The sequence below is a fragment of the Agromyces sp. NPDC060279 genome, from assembly GCF_042726785.1.
Lineage (GTDB): Bacteria > Actinomycetota > Actinomycetes > Actinomycetales > Microbacteriaceae > Agromyces.
On the sequence record NZ_JBHXBK010000005.1, the window covers coordinates 143,487 to 160,325 of the forward strand.

Genomic DNA, 16,839 nt, shown 5'->3' on the forward strand with positions numbered 1-16,839 from the left:
TACCCGCTGCATGCGCGGCGCGCGGCATCCCGAGCATGATGGACGCGACCGCCCCGGAACGGAGCATGGAATGCACTACGGACGCCCTCTGCAGTTCGGCACCTTCGTCACGCCCGTGAACGACCCGCCCCAGCGCGCGGTGCAGCTCACCGAGCTGAGCGAGCAGCTCGGCTACGACCTCGTGACCTTCCAGGACCACCCGTACCAGCCCGCCTTCCACGACACGTGGACGCTGCTGAGCTGGGCGGCCGCGCGCACGAGCCGCATCCACCTCGCCGGCAACGTGCTGAACCTGCCCCTGCAGCGCGAGCCCGCCGTGCTCGCCCGCGCCGCCGCGAGCCTCGACCTGCTAAGCGACGGGCGCTTCGAGCTCGGCCTGGGCGCCGGCGGCTTCTGGGACGCCATCGAGGCGATCGGCGGACGCCGGCTCACGCCGGGCCAGGCGGTCGACGCGCTCGACGAGGCGATCCGTATCATCCGCGGCACCTGGGACGTCTCCGAGCGGGGGCGCTTCGCCGTCGAGGGCGACTACTACCGGGTCGACGGCGCCAAGCGCGGGCCCGCTCCGGCCCACGACATCCCGATCTGGATCGGGGCGCTGAAGCCGCGCATGCTGCGCCTCATCGGCCGGGCGGGCGACGGCTGGCTGCCCTCGCTCGCGTACCTGCAGCCGGGCGACTACGCCGAATCGGCGGCGCGCATCGACGAGGCGGCGACGAAGGCGGGCCGGAACCCCGCCGAGATCCGCCGGTTGCTCAACGTCGCCGGGCGCTTCACGGCCGGCCGCGGCGGCGACGTCCGCACTCGCGGCGGCATGGTCGAGGGCGCACCGGCCGACTGGGTCGAGCAGCTGCTGCCCTTCGTGGTCGAGGACGGCGCCGACACCTTCATCCTCGCCGGCGACGACCCGGCGAGCATGCAGCGGTTCATCGAGGAGGTCGCCCCCGCGCTGCGGGAGGCGGTCGAGCGGGAGCTCGGCGCGGATGCCTCGGCCGGCGCCATCCGCAGCACCGCGGCGCTCGCGAAGCGACGCCCCGGCATCGACTACGACGGGCTGCCCGCCTCGCTCGCCGCCACGGCCATCGAGCCCGGCGACGCGAAGTTCTCCCGGGTGCGCTCGACGTACCTGCGCGGCGGCGACCCGGGCCTCGTGCTCCAGCCCGCGACGCGCGAGGAGGTCGTCGAGGCGGTCGCCGTCGCGCGCGCCCACCGCGACGTGCCGCTCAGCGTCCGCAGCGCCGGGCACGGCATCAGCGGGCGCTCGACGAACGACGGCGGCCTCGTGATCGACCTCTCCCGGATGCGTCGCATCGAGGTGCTGGACGAGGCATCCCGGCTCGTCCGCATCGAACCGGGCGCGCGCTGGGTCGACGTCGCGGCCGCCCTCGAGCCGCACGGCTGGGTGCTCAGCTCCGGCGACTCCGGCGGCGTCGGCGTCGGCGGGCTCGCGACCGCCGGCGGCATCGGATGGCTGGTGCGCGAGCACGGCCTGACGATCGACCACCTCCGCGCGGCTGAGCTCGTGCTCGCCGACGGGCGCACCGTGCGCGTGAGCGCCGAGGAGCACCCGGAGCTGTTCTGGGCGGTTCGCGGCGCCGGCGCGAACGTCGGCATCGTGACCGCCTTCGAGTTCGAGGCCGACGAGGTCGGCGTGCTCGCGTTCGGCCAGCTCACCTTCGACGCGAGCGACACCGCCGCGTTCTTGCTCGCGTGGAGCGACTGGGTGGTCGACGCCCCGCGCGACCTCACGAGCTTCCTCATCGTGCAGCCCGGCAGTGCGAGCCGGCCGCCGCTCGCGCACGTGCTCGTGGTGGTGGACTCCGACGACGCCGACACCGTGCTCGACCGGCTGAACCCGCTCGCCGACGCGGCGCAGCTCGTCGCGCAGGACGTGCGCTTCACGACGTACCGCGGCATCGTGTCGAACGCGAGCGACGCGAGCCACAGCGCCGAGGGGGAGCCGCTGTCGCGCACCGGGCTGATCGGCCGGTTCACGCCGGAGTTCGCCCGGGATGCGACGCGCTTCCTCGAGAGCGGCGCGAGCTACTTCTTCCAGGTGCGCGCGGCCGGCGGCGCCGTGCACGACGTGCCCGCCGACGCCACCGCGTATGCGCACCGCGACGCGGAGTTCTCGGTGGTCGCGTTCGGCACGCCGAACCGCCGCACGAGCGAGCGCTGGGACGAGCTACTCGAGCCGCACATGGACGGCGCGTACCTGAGCTTCGAGTCCGAGCTCGGGCCGGAGCGCCTGGCCGCCGCCTTCCCGCCCGCGACCCTCGAGCGGCTGCGCCGCATCAAGGCGGAGGTCGACCCGGGCAACCTCTTCCGCGACAATGCGAATGTGACCCCGGCGGGCTGAGTCCGGCCGCCAGCGCGGGGTCCGGAAGGGATCCCCCATGGCCTGGCTCTTCCTCACGCTCGCGATCGGGTTCGAGGTCGCCGCGACGAGCTTCATCGGCAAGACCGAGGGCTTCACGAAGCCGTGGTGGACGATCGGCGTGCTCGCCGGGTACGGGGTGTCGTTCCTGATGCTCGCGCAGGCCGTGCGGGAGCTCGAGATCGGCATCGTCTACGCGATCTGGTCGGGCGTCGGCACGGCGGCGATCGTCGCCATCGGGGTGCTGTTCCTCGGCGAGAGCCTGACGGTGCCGAAGCTCATCGGCATCGGGCTGATCATCGCCGGGGTGATCGTGCTGAACGTCTTCGCCGGGCAGTCCGCCGCGCACGGCTGACGGCGGCGATGGGCGCGGGGCGCTTGCGGCATCCGTGTCGCGTGATTAAACTGACTGGTCAGTACAAAGACGTGCACCCCATCCCACCGCACGAATCGAAGGAACGCACGTGCCGACCATCGCCAGGGCGAACCGCCTCGCCCTCGAATCGAAGCGCGGACCCGTCTACGGGCCGCTCGACCTCAGCATCCAGGACGGCCTGACCGTGCTGCACGCGCCCTCGGGCAGCGGCCGCACGAGCCTCCTGCTCACCCTCGCCGGGCGCATGAAGCCCTCCGCCGGCACGCTCGAGACCCTCGGCCGCGGACTGCCGCGCGGCGCGCGCCGCGTGCAGCGCGAGTCCGGCATCGCGGGCTTCGCGGGCATCGACGAGCTCGAGGAGTCCGTCACCGTCGGCGCCGCCGTCCGCGAACGCGCCGCCTGGATCTCGCCGTGGTGGGCGCTCGTGCGCCGCCCCGACGAGGAGGCGCTGCGCGGCATCCTCGGTCCCGTCTTCGGCGAGACCCCCATGCCCGCACCCGACACGGTCATCTGGGAGCTCGACGAGGCCCAGACCGCACTGCTGCGCATCGCCCTCGCCATGATGAGCGAGCCGCGCCTGCTCTGCTTCGACGGCCTCGACGAGCTCGCCTCGCCCGCCGCCCGCACCGCCGTGTGGCGCAGCCTCGACGCGATCGCCCGCACCGGCACCGCGGTCGTCGTCTCGGCCGCCGCACCCGAGCCCCGCCTCTGGGCCGAGCTCGGCATCGCCCCCGCCGCCCAGTCCATCCTCCCGACGGCCGAACGGACCGCCTCGGCGCCGAACAGCGCCGACGACGACGCCGACGGCCTCGACCTCCTCCTGGAGCACGTCTGATGTTCGCCTTCCTCTCACCCGGCACCGAGCTGCGCCGCTTCCGCACGGGCACGCTGCCGAAGATCGCCATCGCGGTCCTGCTGTTCATCCCGCTCATCTACGGCGCCCTCTACCTCTGGGCGTTCTGGGCGCCCACCGACGAGCTGAAGAACCTGCCCGTCGCCCTCGTGAACGAGGATGCGGGCGCGCGTCTCGACGGCGACCGCGTCACCGCGGGCGACGACCTCGTCGAGGAGCTCACGGACGGCGGCCAGCTCGACTGGCAGGTCACGGATGCGGCGGATGCCTCGAGCGGCGTCGCCGCCGGCGACTACTACTTCGCCGTCACCATCCCGCGCGACTTCTCCGAGCGCGCCGTCTCCGTCGGCACCGACGAGCCGCGACCCGCGAGCGTCGAGGTCGACTACAACGACGCGAACAACTTCCTCGCCTCCACCCTCGGCAAGCAGGCCATGGTGCAGCTGAAGGACGCCGTCGCCGAGCAGGTCTCCAAGCGCACCGCCGACACCCTGCTCGTCGGCATCAACGACGCCGGCGACGGCATCCGCCGGGCCGCCGACGGGGCCGATCAGCTCGCCGACGGGGTCGCCACCGCGAAGACCGGAGCCGGCGCGCTCGTCGTCGGCATCGGGGAGCTCGCCGACGGCGCGGACCAGCTCAACGCGGGGGCGATCCGCCTGGCCGACGGCTCGGGCACGCTCGCCGACGGGCTCGCCCAGCTGCGCGACGGCGCGGGCGAACTCGCGGGCGGCGCCGCCCAGCTCGCCGACGGCTCGGCACTGCTCGCCGGCAAGGTCGGCGACGCGGCATCCGGCTCCCAGGCTCTCGCCGCGGGCGCCCACGCGCTCGCCGACGGCGCCGGCGCCCTCAGCGACGGCACCGCCGCGCTCGCGGGCGGAACCGGCACGCTGTCCGGCGGGATCGACGAACTCCTCGCCGCGATGCAGGCGCACCCGGAGGTGCCCGCGGCCGCCTACCTCGACAGCGTGCAGCAGCTCGCCGACGGCGCCGGGGAACTGAACCGTCAGGCGCAGGCCGCGCTGCCCGGCGCGCAGGAGTATGCGGCCAAGAGCGCCGGCTTCGCCGGCAAGACCGACGAGCTGGCGTCCGCGCTCGCCGCCGGACAGCCCGGGGCGCAGCAGCTCGCCGCCGGCGCCGCGCAGCTCCGCGACGGCACCGCCGAGCTCGCGGCGAAGTCGGGCGACGCGGCATCCGGCGCCCGCACCCTCGCCGACGGCGCGGCCACCCTCGCGGGCGGCACCGACTCCCTCGTGAGCGGCACCGGGGAGCTCGCCGCGGGCGGCACGAAACTCGCCGACGGCGCGGGAACGCTCGCCGACGGCAGCCGCACCCTCGCCGACGAGCTCGGCTCCGGAGCGGAGGCGGCGCCGCAGCTCAGCCGCGCCGACCTCGAGGCGAAGTCCGAAGTGATGTCCGCCCCGGTCTCGCTCGACGAGCGCTGGCAGAACGAATCCAAGAGCTTCGGCGAGGGCTTCGCGCCGTTCTTCATCGCCCTCGCGACGTTCGTCGGCGGGCTCATCACCTGGCTCATCCTGCGCGCCCTGCCGAGTCGCGCGCTCGCCGCGGGCGCCACCGGGCTCCGCGCCGTGATGACCGGGTTCCTGCCGGCCATGGCGATCGGCCTCGGCCAGGTCGTGATCATGGTGCTGGTGCTCGTCTACGGCATCGGGCTCGAACCGCAGTACTGGCTCGGCACGGCGGCGTTCATCTACCTCGTGACGCTCGCGTTCCTCGCGCTGCAGCAGATGTTCATCGTCGTGCTCGGCAGCGCCGCGGGCCGCGTGGTCAGCCTCGTGCTGCTCATGCTGCAGCTCAGCAGCTCGGGCGGCACCTACCCGGTCGAGACGACGCCCGCGTTCTTCCAGGCGCTGCACCCGTTCATGCCCGCCACGTACGTCGTGAACGGCCTGCGGGAGCTCATCACCGGCGGGGTCGACTCTAGACTGTGGCTCTCGGTGCTCGTCATGGCCGGCATCCTCGTCGGATCGCTCGCGATCAGCGCCTGGAGCGCCGGAAAGCAGCGGGTGTGGAGCATCGGCCGGCTGCACCCCGAGCTCGTGATCTGAGCCACGGCCCGCCGCCGACCACCGCCGACGACCACCGCCCCGCCGACCAGGAGATGACCGTGGCCCGCACCAGCACGACGAAGCGCCAGATCCTCGACGCCGCGCTCGAGCTGGCGGCCACGAGGGGCATCACCGGCACGACGATGGACGAGGTCGCCGAGCGCGCCGGCGTCGCCAAAGGCAGCCTGTACTACAACTTCAGCTCCAAGGACCTGCTCTTCGAGGCCCTGCTGAAGGAGCGGGTCGGTGCGCTCGCGGAGTCGTTGCGGCGGGCGAAGGGCGAGCGCCGCGGGCAGGAGGCCATCGAGGCCCTGGTGGCGGAGCTGCTCGACGTGATCGCGGCGAACTCGGCGCTCGCGAAGCTGATGGCGGCGGAGATCTTCCGCACCGACCGGGCCTGGCAGGAGACGCTGTTCGCGCTCCGGCACGAGGCGCTCGCCGTGTTCGCGGAGGCGATCGCCGAGGCATCCGGTCCCGCCGGTGCGGGGGACGCGGATGCCGCGGCCGCCGCCGCGGGCCTGCGCGCCTCGGCCGTGTTCGGCGCGGTGCTGATGGCGGGACTCGAGTGGCTCGTCTTCGAGCCCGAGCGCGACCGCGCCGAGGTCGCCGCCGCGATCCTCGCCACCCTCCGCCCCGCCTGACCCGCCCGCCTGCCCCGTCCCCGCCCGCCTGTCTGCCCCCGCCCGCCTGTCCACCCCCACTCCTCCCGTGTCGTCACTATTTGCGGGTCCTGGGCCGCCGCCACCCGCAAATAGTGACGACACGCGAGCATCTGGCCGGGGTCCGGGAGCGGGTGGGTTCCAGAGGGGCCGGCAGGGTCTGGCCGGGGTCCGGGAGCGGCGCCGCCCGGCCTAGGCCGGGCGCGAGGAGCGCCGGGCGATCGCGACGAGCTCGGCCGCCGCATCACTCGGCCGGGCGGTCGCGCGGCGCACGGCGCGCAGCCGCCGGCGGAGTTCGAGCCCGTCGACCGGCACCTCGACGAGGTCGCCGCGGGCGATCCAGCCGGCGACGGCGAGCTCGCTCAGCACGGCGGGCCCCGCTCCGGCCGCGGCGCTCACCCGGACGGCGGCGTTGCTGCCGAGCTCGAGGCTCGGTGCGGCGAGCTCGTGCTCCGGGATGCCGAGCCGCTCCAGCGCCGCCGCGAGCGTCGCGCGGGTGCCGGAGCCGCCCTCGCGCACGACGAGCGGGGTCGCGGCCAGCTCGGCGGGGGCGAGCTGGCGCCGTCGCGCCCACGGATGGTCCGGCGCGACCACCACCGCGAGGCGATCGTCGGCGACGGTGACGCTGCGGAGTCCCGCGGGAACCCGGGGCGTCTCGACGAAACCGAGCTCGCACGCCCCCGAGGCGACGAGAGCGAAGACCTCGGCCGAGTTCGCGACCCGCAGCTGCACCTCGAGTTCGGGCCGCGCCCGCCGCAGCCGGGCGAGCCAGGCCGGCGCGAGGTACTCGGCGACCGTGAGGCTCGCCGCGACGTCGAGGTGGGCGTCGCGGTCGGCGCGGAGAGCGGCGCTCGCCGTCATCAACTCTCGGGCGTCGTCGAGCACGCGCCGGGCCCAGTCGGCGACGGCGGCGCCGGCCGGGGTGAGGCGGGAGCCGCGCGGATGCCTCGCCACAAGGTCGAGCCCGAGCTCCGCCTCGAGCCGGGCGATGGCGCGGCTCGCGTTCGGCTGGGCCATCCCGACCGCGCGCGCCGCAGCGCCCAGGCCGCCGTGCTCGGCCACGGCGACGAGCAGTTCGAGCACGGCCAGGTCGGGCCAGCGCTGCTGGGGTGTCGAAGGCATATCACGATGATATGGCCCGATGCCCGATCGACGGCTACTGCGATGCGGTCGCGACGCCCAGAGTGAACTGGTGAGCAGTCCCGCAGGCGCCAGCCCCACCCCCAGCACCGCCGCCCGATCCGCGGGGCTGCGCGCCCTCGCCCCCGGACTGGCGCTCGCCCTGGCGGCGGCCGGTGTCTCGCTCGCCCTCACGCTCGTGCTGCCGACCGTGAGCGCGCTCCTCGTCGCGATCGTGCTCGGCGTCGCCTGCCGCAACCTGCTGCCGCTGCCCGCCTCGCTCGATCCCGGCCTCGCGCTCGCGGCGAAGCGGCTGCTGCGGATCGGCATCGTGCTGCTCGGCCTGCAGCTCGTGCTCGGCGACATCTTCGCGCTCGGTCCGGGCATGATCGCGGTCGTCGTCGCGATCGTCGCGATCGGCATCCTCGCCACGCTCGCGATCGGCCGGGCCCTGGGCGTCTCGCCGACCCAGCGCCTGCTCATCGCCTGCGGCTTCTCCATCTGCGGGGCGGCCGCCGTCGCCGCCGTGGACGGCGTCGTCGAGACCGAGGACGAGGAGGAGGTCGTCACCGCCCTCGCCCTCGTCGTGCTCTTCGGGACGCTGATGATCCCGCTGATCCCGCTGCTCGGCTCCGCGCTCGGGCTCGGCGAGCTGCGCACCGGCCTGTGGGCGGGCGGGTCGATTCACGAGGTCGCCCAGGTCGTCGCCGCCGGCTCCGCGATCGGCGGGGCGGGCCTCGCCGCGGCCGTCGTCGTGAAGCTCGCGCGGGTGCTGCTGCTCGCCCCGGTGCTCGCCGTCGTCTCGGTGCAGCGACGGCGCGCGATGCGGCGGGAGCAGGCCGACGGCGCCGTCCCCGCCGGCACGCGACCGCCGATCGTGCCCCTCTTCGTCGTCGGCTTCCTCGTCATGGTGCTCGTGCGCTGGACGGGCGTGCTGCCCGCCGGCGTGCTCGCCGGTGCGGGCGTCGTGCAGACCGTGCTGCTCGCCATGGCGATGTTCGCGCTCGGCACGGGGGTGCACTTCTCGATGTTCCGCCGGGTCGGGCTCCGCCCGGTCGCGCTCGCGGGCGCATCGACGCTCGTCGTCGCGGGCGTCGCCCTCGGCGGCGTGCTCGTCGCCGGCTGACGACTCCACCCCGACTGGCATCCCGTCACAGTGCGTTCGCGGGCGATTCCGCGACGCGCCGCCGTGTTCTGGGCGTTCTCCCTGGCTCGGTCGATAGCGTGACGACTTCGCCGGCCGACCGGAGGAGACCGGATGCCCCGCCCCAACTTGCCCCCCACGGGCCCCGCGCCGACCGCGCGCACCTCACGACGCGCCACCCGCTCGCTCGCGCACGGCCGCCGTCGTTCGCGGCGCAAGAAGGTGCTGTTCGGCGTCGCCGGCGTCGCCACAGGACTGCTGGTCGCCGGGGTCGCGTTCGCGGGCGTGATGGCGGCGCGCGTCGCCGGCAACATCGCCGGCAACTCGGTGGCGCGTCCCGGCGACACCGACGGACCGGAGATCCCCGACTGGAACGGCGCGGTGAACCTGCTCATCATGGGGTCCGACGTGCGCGCGGGGCAGACCTCGGCGAACTACGGCGACGAGGGCGGTGCGCGCTCCGACGTGATGATGCTGCTGCACGTCTCGAGCGATCACAGCAACGCGACGCTCGTCAGCATCCCGCGCGACACGATGCTGCCGACGCCGGAGTGCACCACGCCCGCCGGCGACACGATCGAGGCACGCGAATCCGTGCAGATCAACGGCGTGCTGAACGACGGCCCGTACTGCTCGCTCGACACGATCCGCGACTTCACCGGGCTCGACGTCGACCACTTCATCATCGTGGACTTCGACGGCGTGATCGGCGTGACCGACGCGATCGGCGGGGTCGAGATCTGCCTCGCCGAAGACGTCGACGACCCCGACTCGGGCCTCACGCTCGCCGCGGGCGAGCACACCATCCAGGGCGCCCAGGCGCTCGCGTTCCTGCGCACCAGGCACGGCATCGGCGACGGCAGCGACCTCGGACGCATCGCGACCCAGCAGACGTACCTCTCCGCCCTCGCGCGCAAGGTGAAGGATGCCGGCACGCTCACGAACCCGGTCGCCCTCTTCGGGCTGGCGGATGCCGCGAGCCGCTCGATCACCGTCGACGACGGGCTCGCGGGGCCCGACGCGCTCGTCGGCCTCGCCGGCACGCTCGCGAACATCGATCTCGCGAACATCGCGCTCGTGCAGCTGCCCGTGCAGGACTACTGGGCCGACCCGAACCGGGTCGAGCCGATCCAGGACCAGGTCGAGGCGCTGTTCGCCGCGCTCGCCGCCGACGAGGCGCTCACCTTCGCCACCGATGACACCGAAGACCCCGAGGACCCCGAGGCCGGTTCCGGCGACGAAGCTGCAGCCGACGACACCCCGGCCGCCGAGGGTCCGACGGCCGACGCGCCCGCCGCCGACGCGCCCGCGCCCACGCAGAGCGCCACGGCGACGCCGAAGCCGAAGGCGACGCTCCCCCCGGGAACGAAGGGCCAGGACGCGGCGACGAAGAGCTGCGCCGGCGCCTCCTGATCGGCGCCCGGTTCGGGACGACCATGACGTCGGGATTCCAGCTTCGCGGATGCGTGAGATAGGCTCGCGGCTGGATCCGGGGACCCGATTGAGTGAATGAGGAGGGTCTCATGGCTGTGCGCCGGAAGATCGTCGAACCCGGAACCGAAGCGCCGAAGGCATCTGGATGGAAGCGGCGAGCGGCGGTCGCCGCACTCGCCGTCGGCGCGCTGGCGGGAGCCCTGGTGCCCGCCGCCGCGGAACCCGCGTCGGCGTATTACACGAGCGACGCCAGGGACTTCGAGGTGCTGACGCACATCCAGAACCAGGGGTGGACCCAGGCGTCGGGAACCCGGAACCAGGGCTTGCGACTCGAAGCGATCCAGGTCCGGCAGCTGAACGACAAGCGGCTCTGCCTCCGCGCGCACGTCGCGAACATCGGCTGGCAGCAGCAGCAGTGCACCAGCGGGCGGGGGTCGGTGATCACGGTCGGCACGACCGGTCGCGCCCTCGCGATTGAAGCGGTCGAGGTCACCCGGATCGGCTCGTACCGCCTGTGGGCGTACGCGCACATCCAGAACATCGGCGACCAGCGCGCCGGGGTCGACGTGGGGCCGGACCGGTTCACGGTGGGCACCACCGGGCGGGGCCTCCGCATGGAGGGGTTCCTCCTCAACAACGCCTGAGCCCCGGCGGTCCCGAGGGTCGGCTGGCCAGCCTCGACCGCGCCCGGGCAGGCGCACGCAGGCACACGCACGCACCGGATGGCGTGCAGCCGCATCCGGTGCGTGCGCGGGGCGCCGTGCCGGGCAGCCCCCAATGCTGCCCGGCCCCGCCCTCAGCCGGCCGTCGGCGACGGCAGCCCCGGCCCGGGAACCCCCGTGCCCGGTCCGGAACCCGGTCCGTCGTCCGTCAGGCCGCCGTCCTGCGATCCGCCGTCGGCCGACCCGGTGCCCGAGCCGCCGTCGCGGCGGGCGGCTCGGCGCTCACGGCGCTCGGCCCGCCGGGCCATCCGCCGGTCCCGTCCGCGCTCGAACAGCAGGTACAGGATCGGCACCAGCACGAGCGTCAGCAGCGTCGAGGAGATGAGCCCGCCGATGACGACGATCGCGAGCGGCTTCGAGATGAACACGCCGCCGCCGGTCAGCCCGAAGGCCATCGGCAGGAGGGCGAAGATCGTCGCCGCAGCGGTCATCAGGATCGGGCGGAGGCGCAGTCGCGTCCCGTGACGCACCGCGTCCTCCAGCGTCGCGCCGCCCTCGCGCAGCTTGTTCACGAGGTCGATCAGCACGATCGCGTTCGTCACGACGATGCCGATGAGCATGAGCAGGCCGATGAGGGCCGGCAGGCCCAGCGGCGTCCCGGTGAGGAAGAGCCCGAGCAGGGCGCCCGTCGCCGCGAACGGCACCGACACGAGCAGGATCATCGGCTGGCGCAGGTTGCGGAACGTGCCGATCATCACGAACAGCACGAGCACGATCGCGGCGAGCATCGCCAGACCGAGCTGGGCGAACGCCTCGTCCTGCTCCGCGGAGACGCCGGTGACCTCGTAGTGCACGCCGCTCGGCAGGGTCACCTCGGCCATCGCCGCGGTGACGGCCGCGTTCGCGGCATCCAGGGCCCCGCTCTTCGGGGTGACCGAGATCGCGACCTCGCGCTCGCCGCCGATGCGGCTCACCGAGGGGGCGGTGCGCTCCTCGGTGACGGCGGCGACGTCGGCGACCCGCACGGGCGTGCCGCGCAGCTCGCCGGCGGCGGTCTGCTCCTGCTCCATCCGCTCGGCCTCCGCGCGCTGCTCGGCGGCGTCGTCCTGCGCCTGGCGCAGCTGCTCGACCTGCTCGTCGCTCGCGGCGATGCCCTGCTCGGTCTGCGCGATGGCGGACTCGAGGGAAGCGAGCTGCTCCTGGCGCTCACGGACGGCGGCGGCGTTCGCCTCCTCCTGCGGCGTGCCGGGCTTCGCCGGCACGATGGGCGCGGCCCGGAGCGCCGCGAGCTGCCCGCGCAGGGCGGCGAGCTGATCGCGCAGCTCGCCCCGCGCCGACTGCGCGTCGGAGATCTGCTGCTCGAGCGCGTTCGCGGCCTCGGCCTGCGCACTCTCCGCCTGCTGCTCCTGCTCGGCCTTCAGCTTGTCGAAGGCGGCCTTCTGCGCCGCGGCGGTCTGCTTCGGCGTCACCGGCAGCAGCAGCTCGGCGACGCCGTCCGCGCCGCCGCTCACCGTGGCCGTGCGGATCACGATGTCGCGCTCGCGGCCCTCGAGCATGAGCGTGCCCGCCGGTGTGCCGCTCAGGGCGGCATCGATCGCCTGGGCGATCTGCTGCTGGTCGAAGCCGAGTGCGGCCGCCTTCGCCGGGTCGACGACGACGCGGACGACCGGCTGCTCGCCGGACAGGCTGCTCGTCGCCTTCTCGACGCCGGGTTCGCCCTCGAGCGACGACACGAGCGCATCGCTCGCCTCGCGCAGGGCGACGGGGTCGTTGCCGAGCACGCGCAGCTCGATGCCGCCGGCGCCGAAGCCGCTGGTGTCGACCGCGGTCAGCTCGAACTGCTCCGGGTCGCCGAGCGGCTCGAGGGCGCGCTCGACGCGGGCGCGGACGGCGTCGGCCTTGGCCCCCTCCTCGAGCAGGACGTCGTAGCTGATCTTGGCCGGCTCGCCGGCCGTGCTCGACTGCGCCGGGATCGCGGCGACGACGTCGCGCACCCCCTCGACCTCGCCGAGCGCGCGCTCGACGGGCTCGGCGGCCTCGGCCCGCGTCGCGAGGTCGACGGCGTCCTTCGGAGTCTGCTCGAGCGTGAGGCTCTGCTGGCCGGACTCGCCGAGGAAGTCGGTCGGGATGACGACGCTGAGCGCGAGCGTCGCGACGAGGACGACGACCGAGGCTCCAAGGGTGACGAAGGGATGCCGCCGGGTCGCGCCGAGCGCGGGCATGATGCTGCGCTGCAGCCGGTCCTCGGGGCTCCGCATCTCGGCCCGGGCGATGGCGGCGGCGTCGAGCGGGGCGTCGTGGTCGGCATCGGTCGCGGTCGCGGCGCTCGCGTCGGCCGGTGCATCCGCCGTCGAGTCCCGCTTCGCCGCGCGGCTCTTCAGGAACCAGTACGCGAGCACCGGCACGATCGTGAGGGCCACGACGAGCGAGGCGAGCAGCGCGATCGTCACGGTGATGGCGAAGGGGCGGAAGAGCTGGCCGGTGAGGCCGGAGACGAAGGCGATCGGCAGGAACACCGCGACCGTCGTCAGGGTCGACGCGGTGATGGCGCCGGCGACCTGCTTCACCGAGGTGACGATGTCGGCCGGGGTCGGTGCGCGCCGTTCCGCGTGTCTCGAGATGTTCTCGATCACCACGATCGAGTCGTCGACGACGCGGCCGATCGCGATGGTGAGGGCGCCGAGCGTGAGGATGTTCAGGGTGTTGTCGCTCCACCAGAGCCCGATCATCGTGATCAGCAGCGACAGGGGGATCGACACGGCGGCGATCACGGTCGAGCGCCACGAGCGCAGGAACGCGAAGATCACGATGACCGCGAAGAGCAGGCCGAGCGCGCCCTCGACCGAGAGGTCGTGGATGGACTGCTCGATGTACGGGGCCTGGTCGAAGAGGGTGACGAACTCGGCGCCGAGGGACTCGGTGAAGCCGTCGAGCTGCGCCCGGACACCGTGCGAGAGGTCGACGACGTTCGCACCGGAGCCCGGGGTGATCTGGACGGTGAGCGCGGGCTTGCCGTTCACGCGCGAGATGCTCGTCGCGGCGACGGACTGCAGCGAGACGTCGGCGACGTCGCCGACGCGCACCGAGCCCTCCTGCACCTGCACGGGCAGCGCCTGGATCGCCTCGATGCTCTCGAGGCCGGGCCCCACGGTCACCGAGACGGCACCCTCGGCGCCCTCGACCTGACCGGCGGGCTGCACGGCGGCGTTCGCCTGCAGCGCCTGCAGCACCGAGGCGGCCTCGACCTTCAGCCGCTCGAGGTCGGCCGGGCGGATCGCGACCTCGACGCGCTGCTCCTCACGCCCCGACAGCGTCGCCTCGCGCACGCCGTCGACCGAGCGCAGCGCCGGCAGCACCGTCTGCTCGAGCTGGTCGGCGAAGACGAGCGGGTCGCCGGCGGAGCCCGCGGTGAGGATCATCGCCGGCATGTCGCTGCTGGACCCCGACATGACGTCGATCCGCGCGCCCTGCGGCAGCGCGGCCTTCGCCCCGTCGACGGCGGAGCGGATGGCCCGCTCGGTCTCCTCGGCGTCGAGCTCGAAGGGCCACGTCACGGAGATCTGCGCCGAGCCCGTGCTGGAGACGGAGGTCACCTCGGTGATGCCGGCGACCGAGCGCAGCGACTGCTCGACGGGCTCGGTGGCGACCTCGGCCATCTGCTCGGGTGCGAGGCCCGGCGACTGCACGGAGATGAACGCGCCGGGGTACTTCACCGGCGGCATCAGCTCCTGGCGGAGCGAGCCCATCGCCACGAGCCCGAGCAGGGCGATGGCGATGGTGATGAGGCCGACGATGGCGCGATTGGCGAGGCTGGCTCGGGTCAGGAAGGTCATGGCGATCTCCGGTCGGGGGCACGGCCGGATGGAGCGGGCATCGGTGCACGAGCGCGCCGGGCAGGGGCCGCGCCGGGCGATGATTCCAGTTCACTCGGCGAGGCGGGGGTCGGGCATCAGCCGGGCGAGGGAGATGCGTGGTACCCCGGGACGACTCCCGCGGGATGACGGGCGTCCGGCGCCGTCAGGCGGCGTGCCGGGCCTGCGGGGAGAGCTCGAAGCGGAAGCGTCGGCGGTGGCCGCGGCGCCGGGCCCGCAGCCGCTCCGCACGGGCGAGCGACTCGGGGTCGAGGGCGCCGACGCGGTCGACGGAGGTGGGCCGCAGGTGGTTGCCGTCCCTGGCGCACGCGCAGGGCAGACGGGTCTCCTCGCCCAGCGGGCCGAAGACGAACTCGAGGTGGCGGGCCATCCGGTCTCCCTCCGTTCGCGATGCGCCTACTGGAGGGATGCGGATGCGGCGCGATCATGACGCGGATCGCGCCGCGGATTACTCGATCGCCTTCAGCTCGATGCTGATCTGCTCGGCGTCGAGGTCTTCGAGGGCGGCGCTCAGCGAGGCCGCGCTGAACCGGCCCTCGTCGCGCGCGTCGAGCAGGGCGTCGCGCTGGGCGCGGATCATCCGCAGCCGCAGTTGGCGCACCCGCTCGGGATCGACGAGGCGGCGCGGCCCGGCCTCCGGCTCGGCTCCGGGCGCGCGCTCGGCCGGCGGGGCGGCCCCCGCCGAGGCATCCGCGCCCTCGACCTCGGCGAGCTCGTCGTCGGCGTCCTCGCCGACGCCCTCCTGATTCGAGAGCTGCCAGGCGGCGCGCATGCGCTCGGCCATGGCGCGGATGGCGGGGTCCTCCGAGCCGGCGAGCTCCGCCATCGCCGCCGACTGCAGCACGTGCCGGAGCTCGCGGCGCTCGGCGGCGCCGTCCTCGGGGTCGCGGGTGGGCATCACCCAGCGCACCAACCACGGCAGGGTGCCGCCCTGGATCAGCAGTGAGCCGATCGCGACGAGGAAGGCGATGAAGACGAGCAGCGAGCGGTTCGGCGTGTCCGAGGGGAGGGTCTGCGCCGCCGCGAGCGTCACCACACCGCGCATGCCCGCCCAGACGACGATGGTGCCCTCGCGCCAGCCGAGCCGCTCGTCGAGGTAGTAGTCGATGTCGGCGACCCGGCGGCGGAACATCGAGCGCATCCGGTCGGCCTGCGCGGGCGAGGCCTTCGGGTGCACCGGGATCGCGGCGCCCGGATGCGTCTGCTGCTTCGTGCGGATGAACTCGCGGATGCTCTCGGCGCGCTTCGCCCGGCGCGCGAGCCCGGCGAACAGCGGGGCGACGTACGCCGCGCGGATCAGGATCGTCGCGGCGAGGGCGATCGCCGCGAGTCCCGCCGCGTGCCAGGCGCCCGAGTGCGCGGTCTCGACGTCGTCGACGATCGCGGTGAGCTCGAGTCCCATGATGAGGAACACGGCGCCCTCGAGCACGAGCTCCACCGTGCGCCAGTTCTGCGCGTCGGAGAGCCGGTGCTGCGGGCTCAGGAACTTCGCCGCCCCGCGCCCCGTGACGAGCCCCGCGACGACCGCCGCGACGAGCCCGGAGGCCCCGAAGTGCTCCGCGGGGATCGAGGCGAGGAACGGCATCGTGAAGGAGATCACGGTGTTCACGGTCGGGTTCATCACGCGGGCGCGCACCCGCAGGTTGACCCAGCCGATGACGACGCCGATCACGGCGGCGAGCACGACGGAGTAGACGAAGGAGCCGGCGACGCTCCACAGCGAGACGGTCGCCGCCATGCCCGCGATCGCCGAGCGCAGCAGCACGAGCGCGCTCGCGTCGTTGAGCAGGCTCTCGCCGTCGAGCATCGCGACGACGCGCGGCGAGACGCCGAGCCGCTTCACGATCGAGGTGGCCACGGCGTCGGTCGGGCTCACGATCGCGCCGAGCGCGATGCCCGCCGGGATGCCGAGGTCGGGGATGAGCCAGGCGAAGAGCAGCCCGAGCAGCACCGAGGTGACCACGACGAGCACGACCGAGAGGCCGCTGATGGCGCCGAAGTCGCGGCGGAACTCCATCGCCGGCATCGACACCGCCGCCGAGTAGAGCAGCGGCGGCAGCACGCCCGCGATGATCCACTCCGGGTCGACCTCGAAGGCGGGTACGACCGGCAGGAGGCCGACGCCGAGGCCGACGAGCACGAGCAGGAGCGGCGCGGCGACGCCGAGCTTGGGCGCGAACGCCGTCGCCGCGGCGATGGCGAGGAGCGCGAGCACGGCGGCCAGCAGCAGATCCATGGGGACATTCTGCCGTGCCGCGCCCGGCCGCCGCACCG

11 protein-coding genes and 1 pseudogene are annotated in these 16,839 nt (G+C 74.0%); 8 read left to right on the plus strand and 4 right to left on the minus strand.

Features of this window, described 5'->3' with window-relative positions; all coding sequences use genetic code 11:
- The first annotated feature begins 70 nt into the window (after nt 1-70).
- From ACFWE1_RS14415 to ACFWE1_RS14435, 5 genes and pseudogenes are all read left to right on the plus strand, one after another.
- The gene (locus ACFWE1_RS14415) at nt 71-2,359 is read left to right on the plus strand and encodes an LLM class flavin-dependent oxidoreductase (RefSeq protein ID WP_376934095.1); all 2,289 of its coding nucleotides are present in this window, start codon (nt 71-73) and stop codon (nt 2,357-2,359) included.
- Nucleotides 2,360-2,384: 25 nt separating this feature from the next.
- Nucleotides 2,385-2,732: pseudogene (locus ACFWE1_RS14420) on the plus strand (DMT family transporter); the annotation flags it as partial.
- 109 nt (nt 2,733-2,841) lie between these two features.
- Nucleotides 2,842-3,588, plus strand: a complete 747-nt coding sequence (locus ACFWE1_RS14425; RefSeq protein ID WP_376934096.1) for an ABC transporter ATP-binding protein — start codon at nt 2,842-2,844, stop codon at nt 3,586-3,588.
- Nucleotides 3,588-5,675, plus strand: coding sequence for a YhgE/Pip family protein (locus tag ACFWE1_RS14430; RefSeq protein ID WP_376934097.1), 2,088 nt, complete (start codon nt 3,588-3,590; stop codon nt 5,673-5,675). The genes ACFWE1_RS14425 and ACFWE1_RS14430 overlap by 1 nt, the downstream gene beginning before the upstream one ends.
- A 59-nt stretch (nt 5,676-5,734) precedes the next feature.
- Nucleotides 5,735-6,316 (plus strand): TetR/AcrR family transcriptional regulator, encoded by a 582-nt coding sequence (locus tag ACFWE1_RS14435; RefSeq protein ID WP_376934098.1) that lies wholly within the window; start codon nt 5,735-5,737, stop codon nt 6,314-6,316.
- A 210-nt stretch (nt 6,317-6,526) separates the two neighbouring features.
- On the opposite strand, the gene ACFWE1_RS14440 is transcribed toward ACFWE1_RS14435, so the two are convergent.
- Nucleotides 6,527-7,456, minus strand: a complete 930-nt coding sequence (locus ACFWE1_RS14440) for a LysR family transcriptional regulator (RefSeq protein WP_376934099.1) — start codon at nt 7,454-7,456, stop codon at nt 6,527-6,529.
- A 70-nt stretch (nt 7,457-7,526) separates the two neighbouring features.
- Here ACFWE1_RS14440 and ACFWE1_RS14445 point away from each other — a divergent pair, with 70 nt between their 5' ends.
- From ACFWE1_RS14445 to ACFWE1_RS14455, 3 genes are all read left to right on the plus strand, one after another.
- Nucleotides 7,527-8,579 (plus strand): YeiH family protein, encoded by a 1,053-nt coding sequence (locus ACFWE1_RS14445; RefSeq protein WP_376934100.1) that lies wholly within the window; start codon nt 7,527-7,529, stop codon nt 8,577-8,579.
- A gap of 132 nt (nt 8,580-8,711) precedes the next feature.
- Nucleotides 8,712-10,010, plus strand: coding sequence for an LCP family protein (locus ACFWE1_RS14450; RefSeq protein ID WP_376934101.1), 1,299 nt, complete (start codon nt 8,712-8,714; stop codon nt 10,008-10,010).
- A 110-nt stretch (nt 10,011-10,120) separates the two neighbouring features.
- Nucleotides 10,121-10,675 carry a hypothetical protein gene (locus tag ACFWE1_RS14455; protein ID WP_376934102.1) on the plus strand — a complete coding sequence of 185 codons (555 nt, stop codon included), beginning with the start codon at nt 10,121-10,123 and terminating at the stop codon, nt 10,673-10,675.
- Between the two features lie 152 nt (nt 10,676-10,827).
- On the opposite strand, the gene ACFWE1_RS14460 is transcribed toward ACFWE1_RS14455, so the two are convergent.
- The 3 genes from ACFWE1_RS14460 to ACFWE1_RS14470 form a co-directional block, all read right to left on the minus strand.
- Complete coding sequence (locus ACFWE1_RS14460; protein WP_376934103.1) at nt 10,828-14,526, minus strand: efflux RND transporter permease subunit; 3,699 nt, start codon at nt 14,524-14,526, stop codon at nt 10,828-10,830.
- A 184-nt stretch (nt 14,527-14,710) separates the two neighbouring features.
- Nucleotides 14,711-14,935 carry a hypothetical protein gene (locus ACFWE1_RS14465; protein WP_376934104.1) on the minus strand — a complete coding sequence of 75 codons (225 nt, stop codon included), beginning with the start codon at nt 14,933-14,935 and terminating at the stop codon, nt 14,711-14,713.
- A gap of 78 nt (nt 14,936-15,013) precedes the next feature.
- Nucleotides 15,014-16,801, minus strand: coding sequence for a cation:proton antiporter (locus tag ACFWE1_RS14470; protein ID WP_376934105.1), 1,788 nt, complete (start codon nt 16,799-16,801; stop codon nt 15,014-15,016).
- Nucleotides 16,802-16,839 lie beyond the last annotated feature (38 nt).

Excerpts from the sequence above, each read along its gene's own strand:
- ACFWE1_RS14470 (WP_376934105.1), bottom strand. The coding sequence starts at position 16,801 with ATGGATCTGCTGCTGGCCGCCGTGCTCGCGCTCCTCGCCATCGCCGCG.
- ACFWE1_RS14455 (WP_376934102.1), top strand. The coding sequence starts at position 10,121 with ATGGCTGTGCGCCGGAAGATCGTCGAACCCGGAACCGAAGCGCCGAAG.
- ACFWE1_RS14415 (WP_376934095.1), top strand. The coding sequence starts at position 71 with ATGCACTACGGACGCCCTCTGCAGTTCGGCACCTTCGTCACGCCCGTG.
- ACFWE1_RS14465 (WP_376934104.1), bottom strand. The coding sequence starts at position 14,935 with ATGGCCCGCCACCTCGAGTTCGTCTTCGGCCCGCTGGGCGAGGAGACC.
- ACFWE1_RS14450 (WP_376934101.1), top strand. The coding sequence starts at position 8,712 with ATGCCCCGCCCCAACTTGCCCCCCACGGGCCCCGCGCCGACCGCGCGC.
- ACFWE1_RS14460 (WP_376934103.1), bottom strand. The coding sequence starts at position 14,526 with ATGACCTTCCTGACCCGAGCCAGCCTCGCCAATCGCGCCATCGTCGGC.
- ACFWE1_RS14440 (WP_376934099.1), bottom strand. The coding sequence starts at position 7,456 with ATGCCTTCGACACCCCAGCAGCGCTGGCCCGACCTGGCCGTGCTCGAA.
- ACFWE1_RS14430 (WP_376934097.1), top strand. The coding sequence starts at position 3,588 with ATGTTCGCCTTCCTCTCACCCGGCACCGAGCTGCGCCGCTTCCGCACG.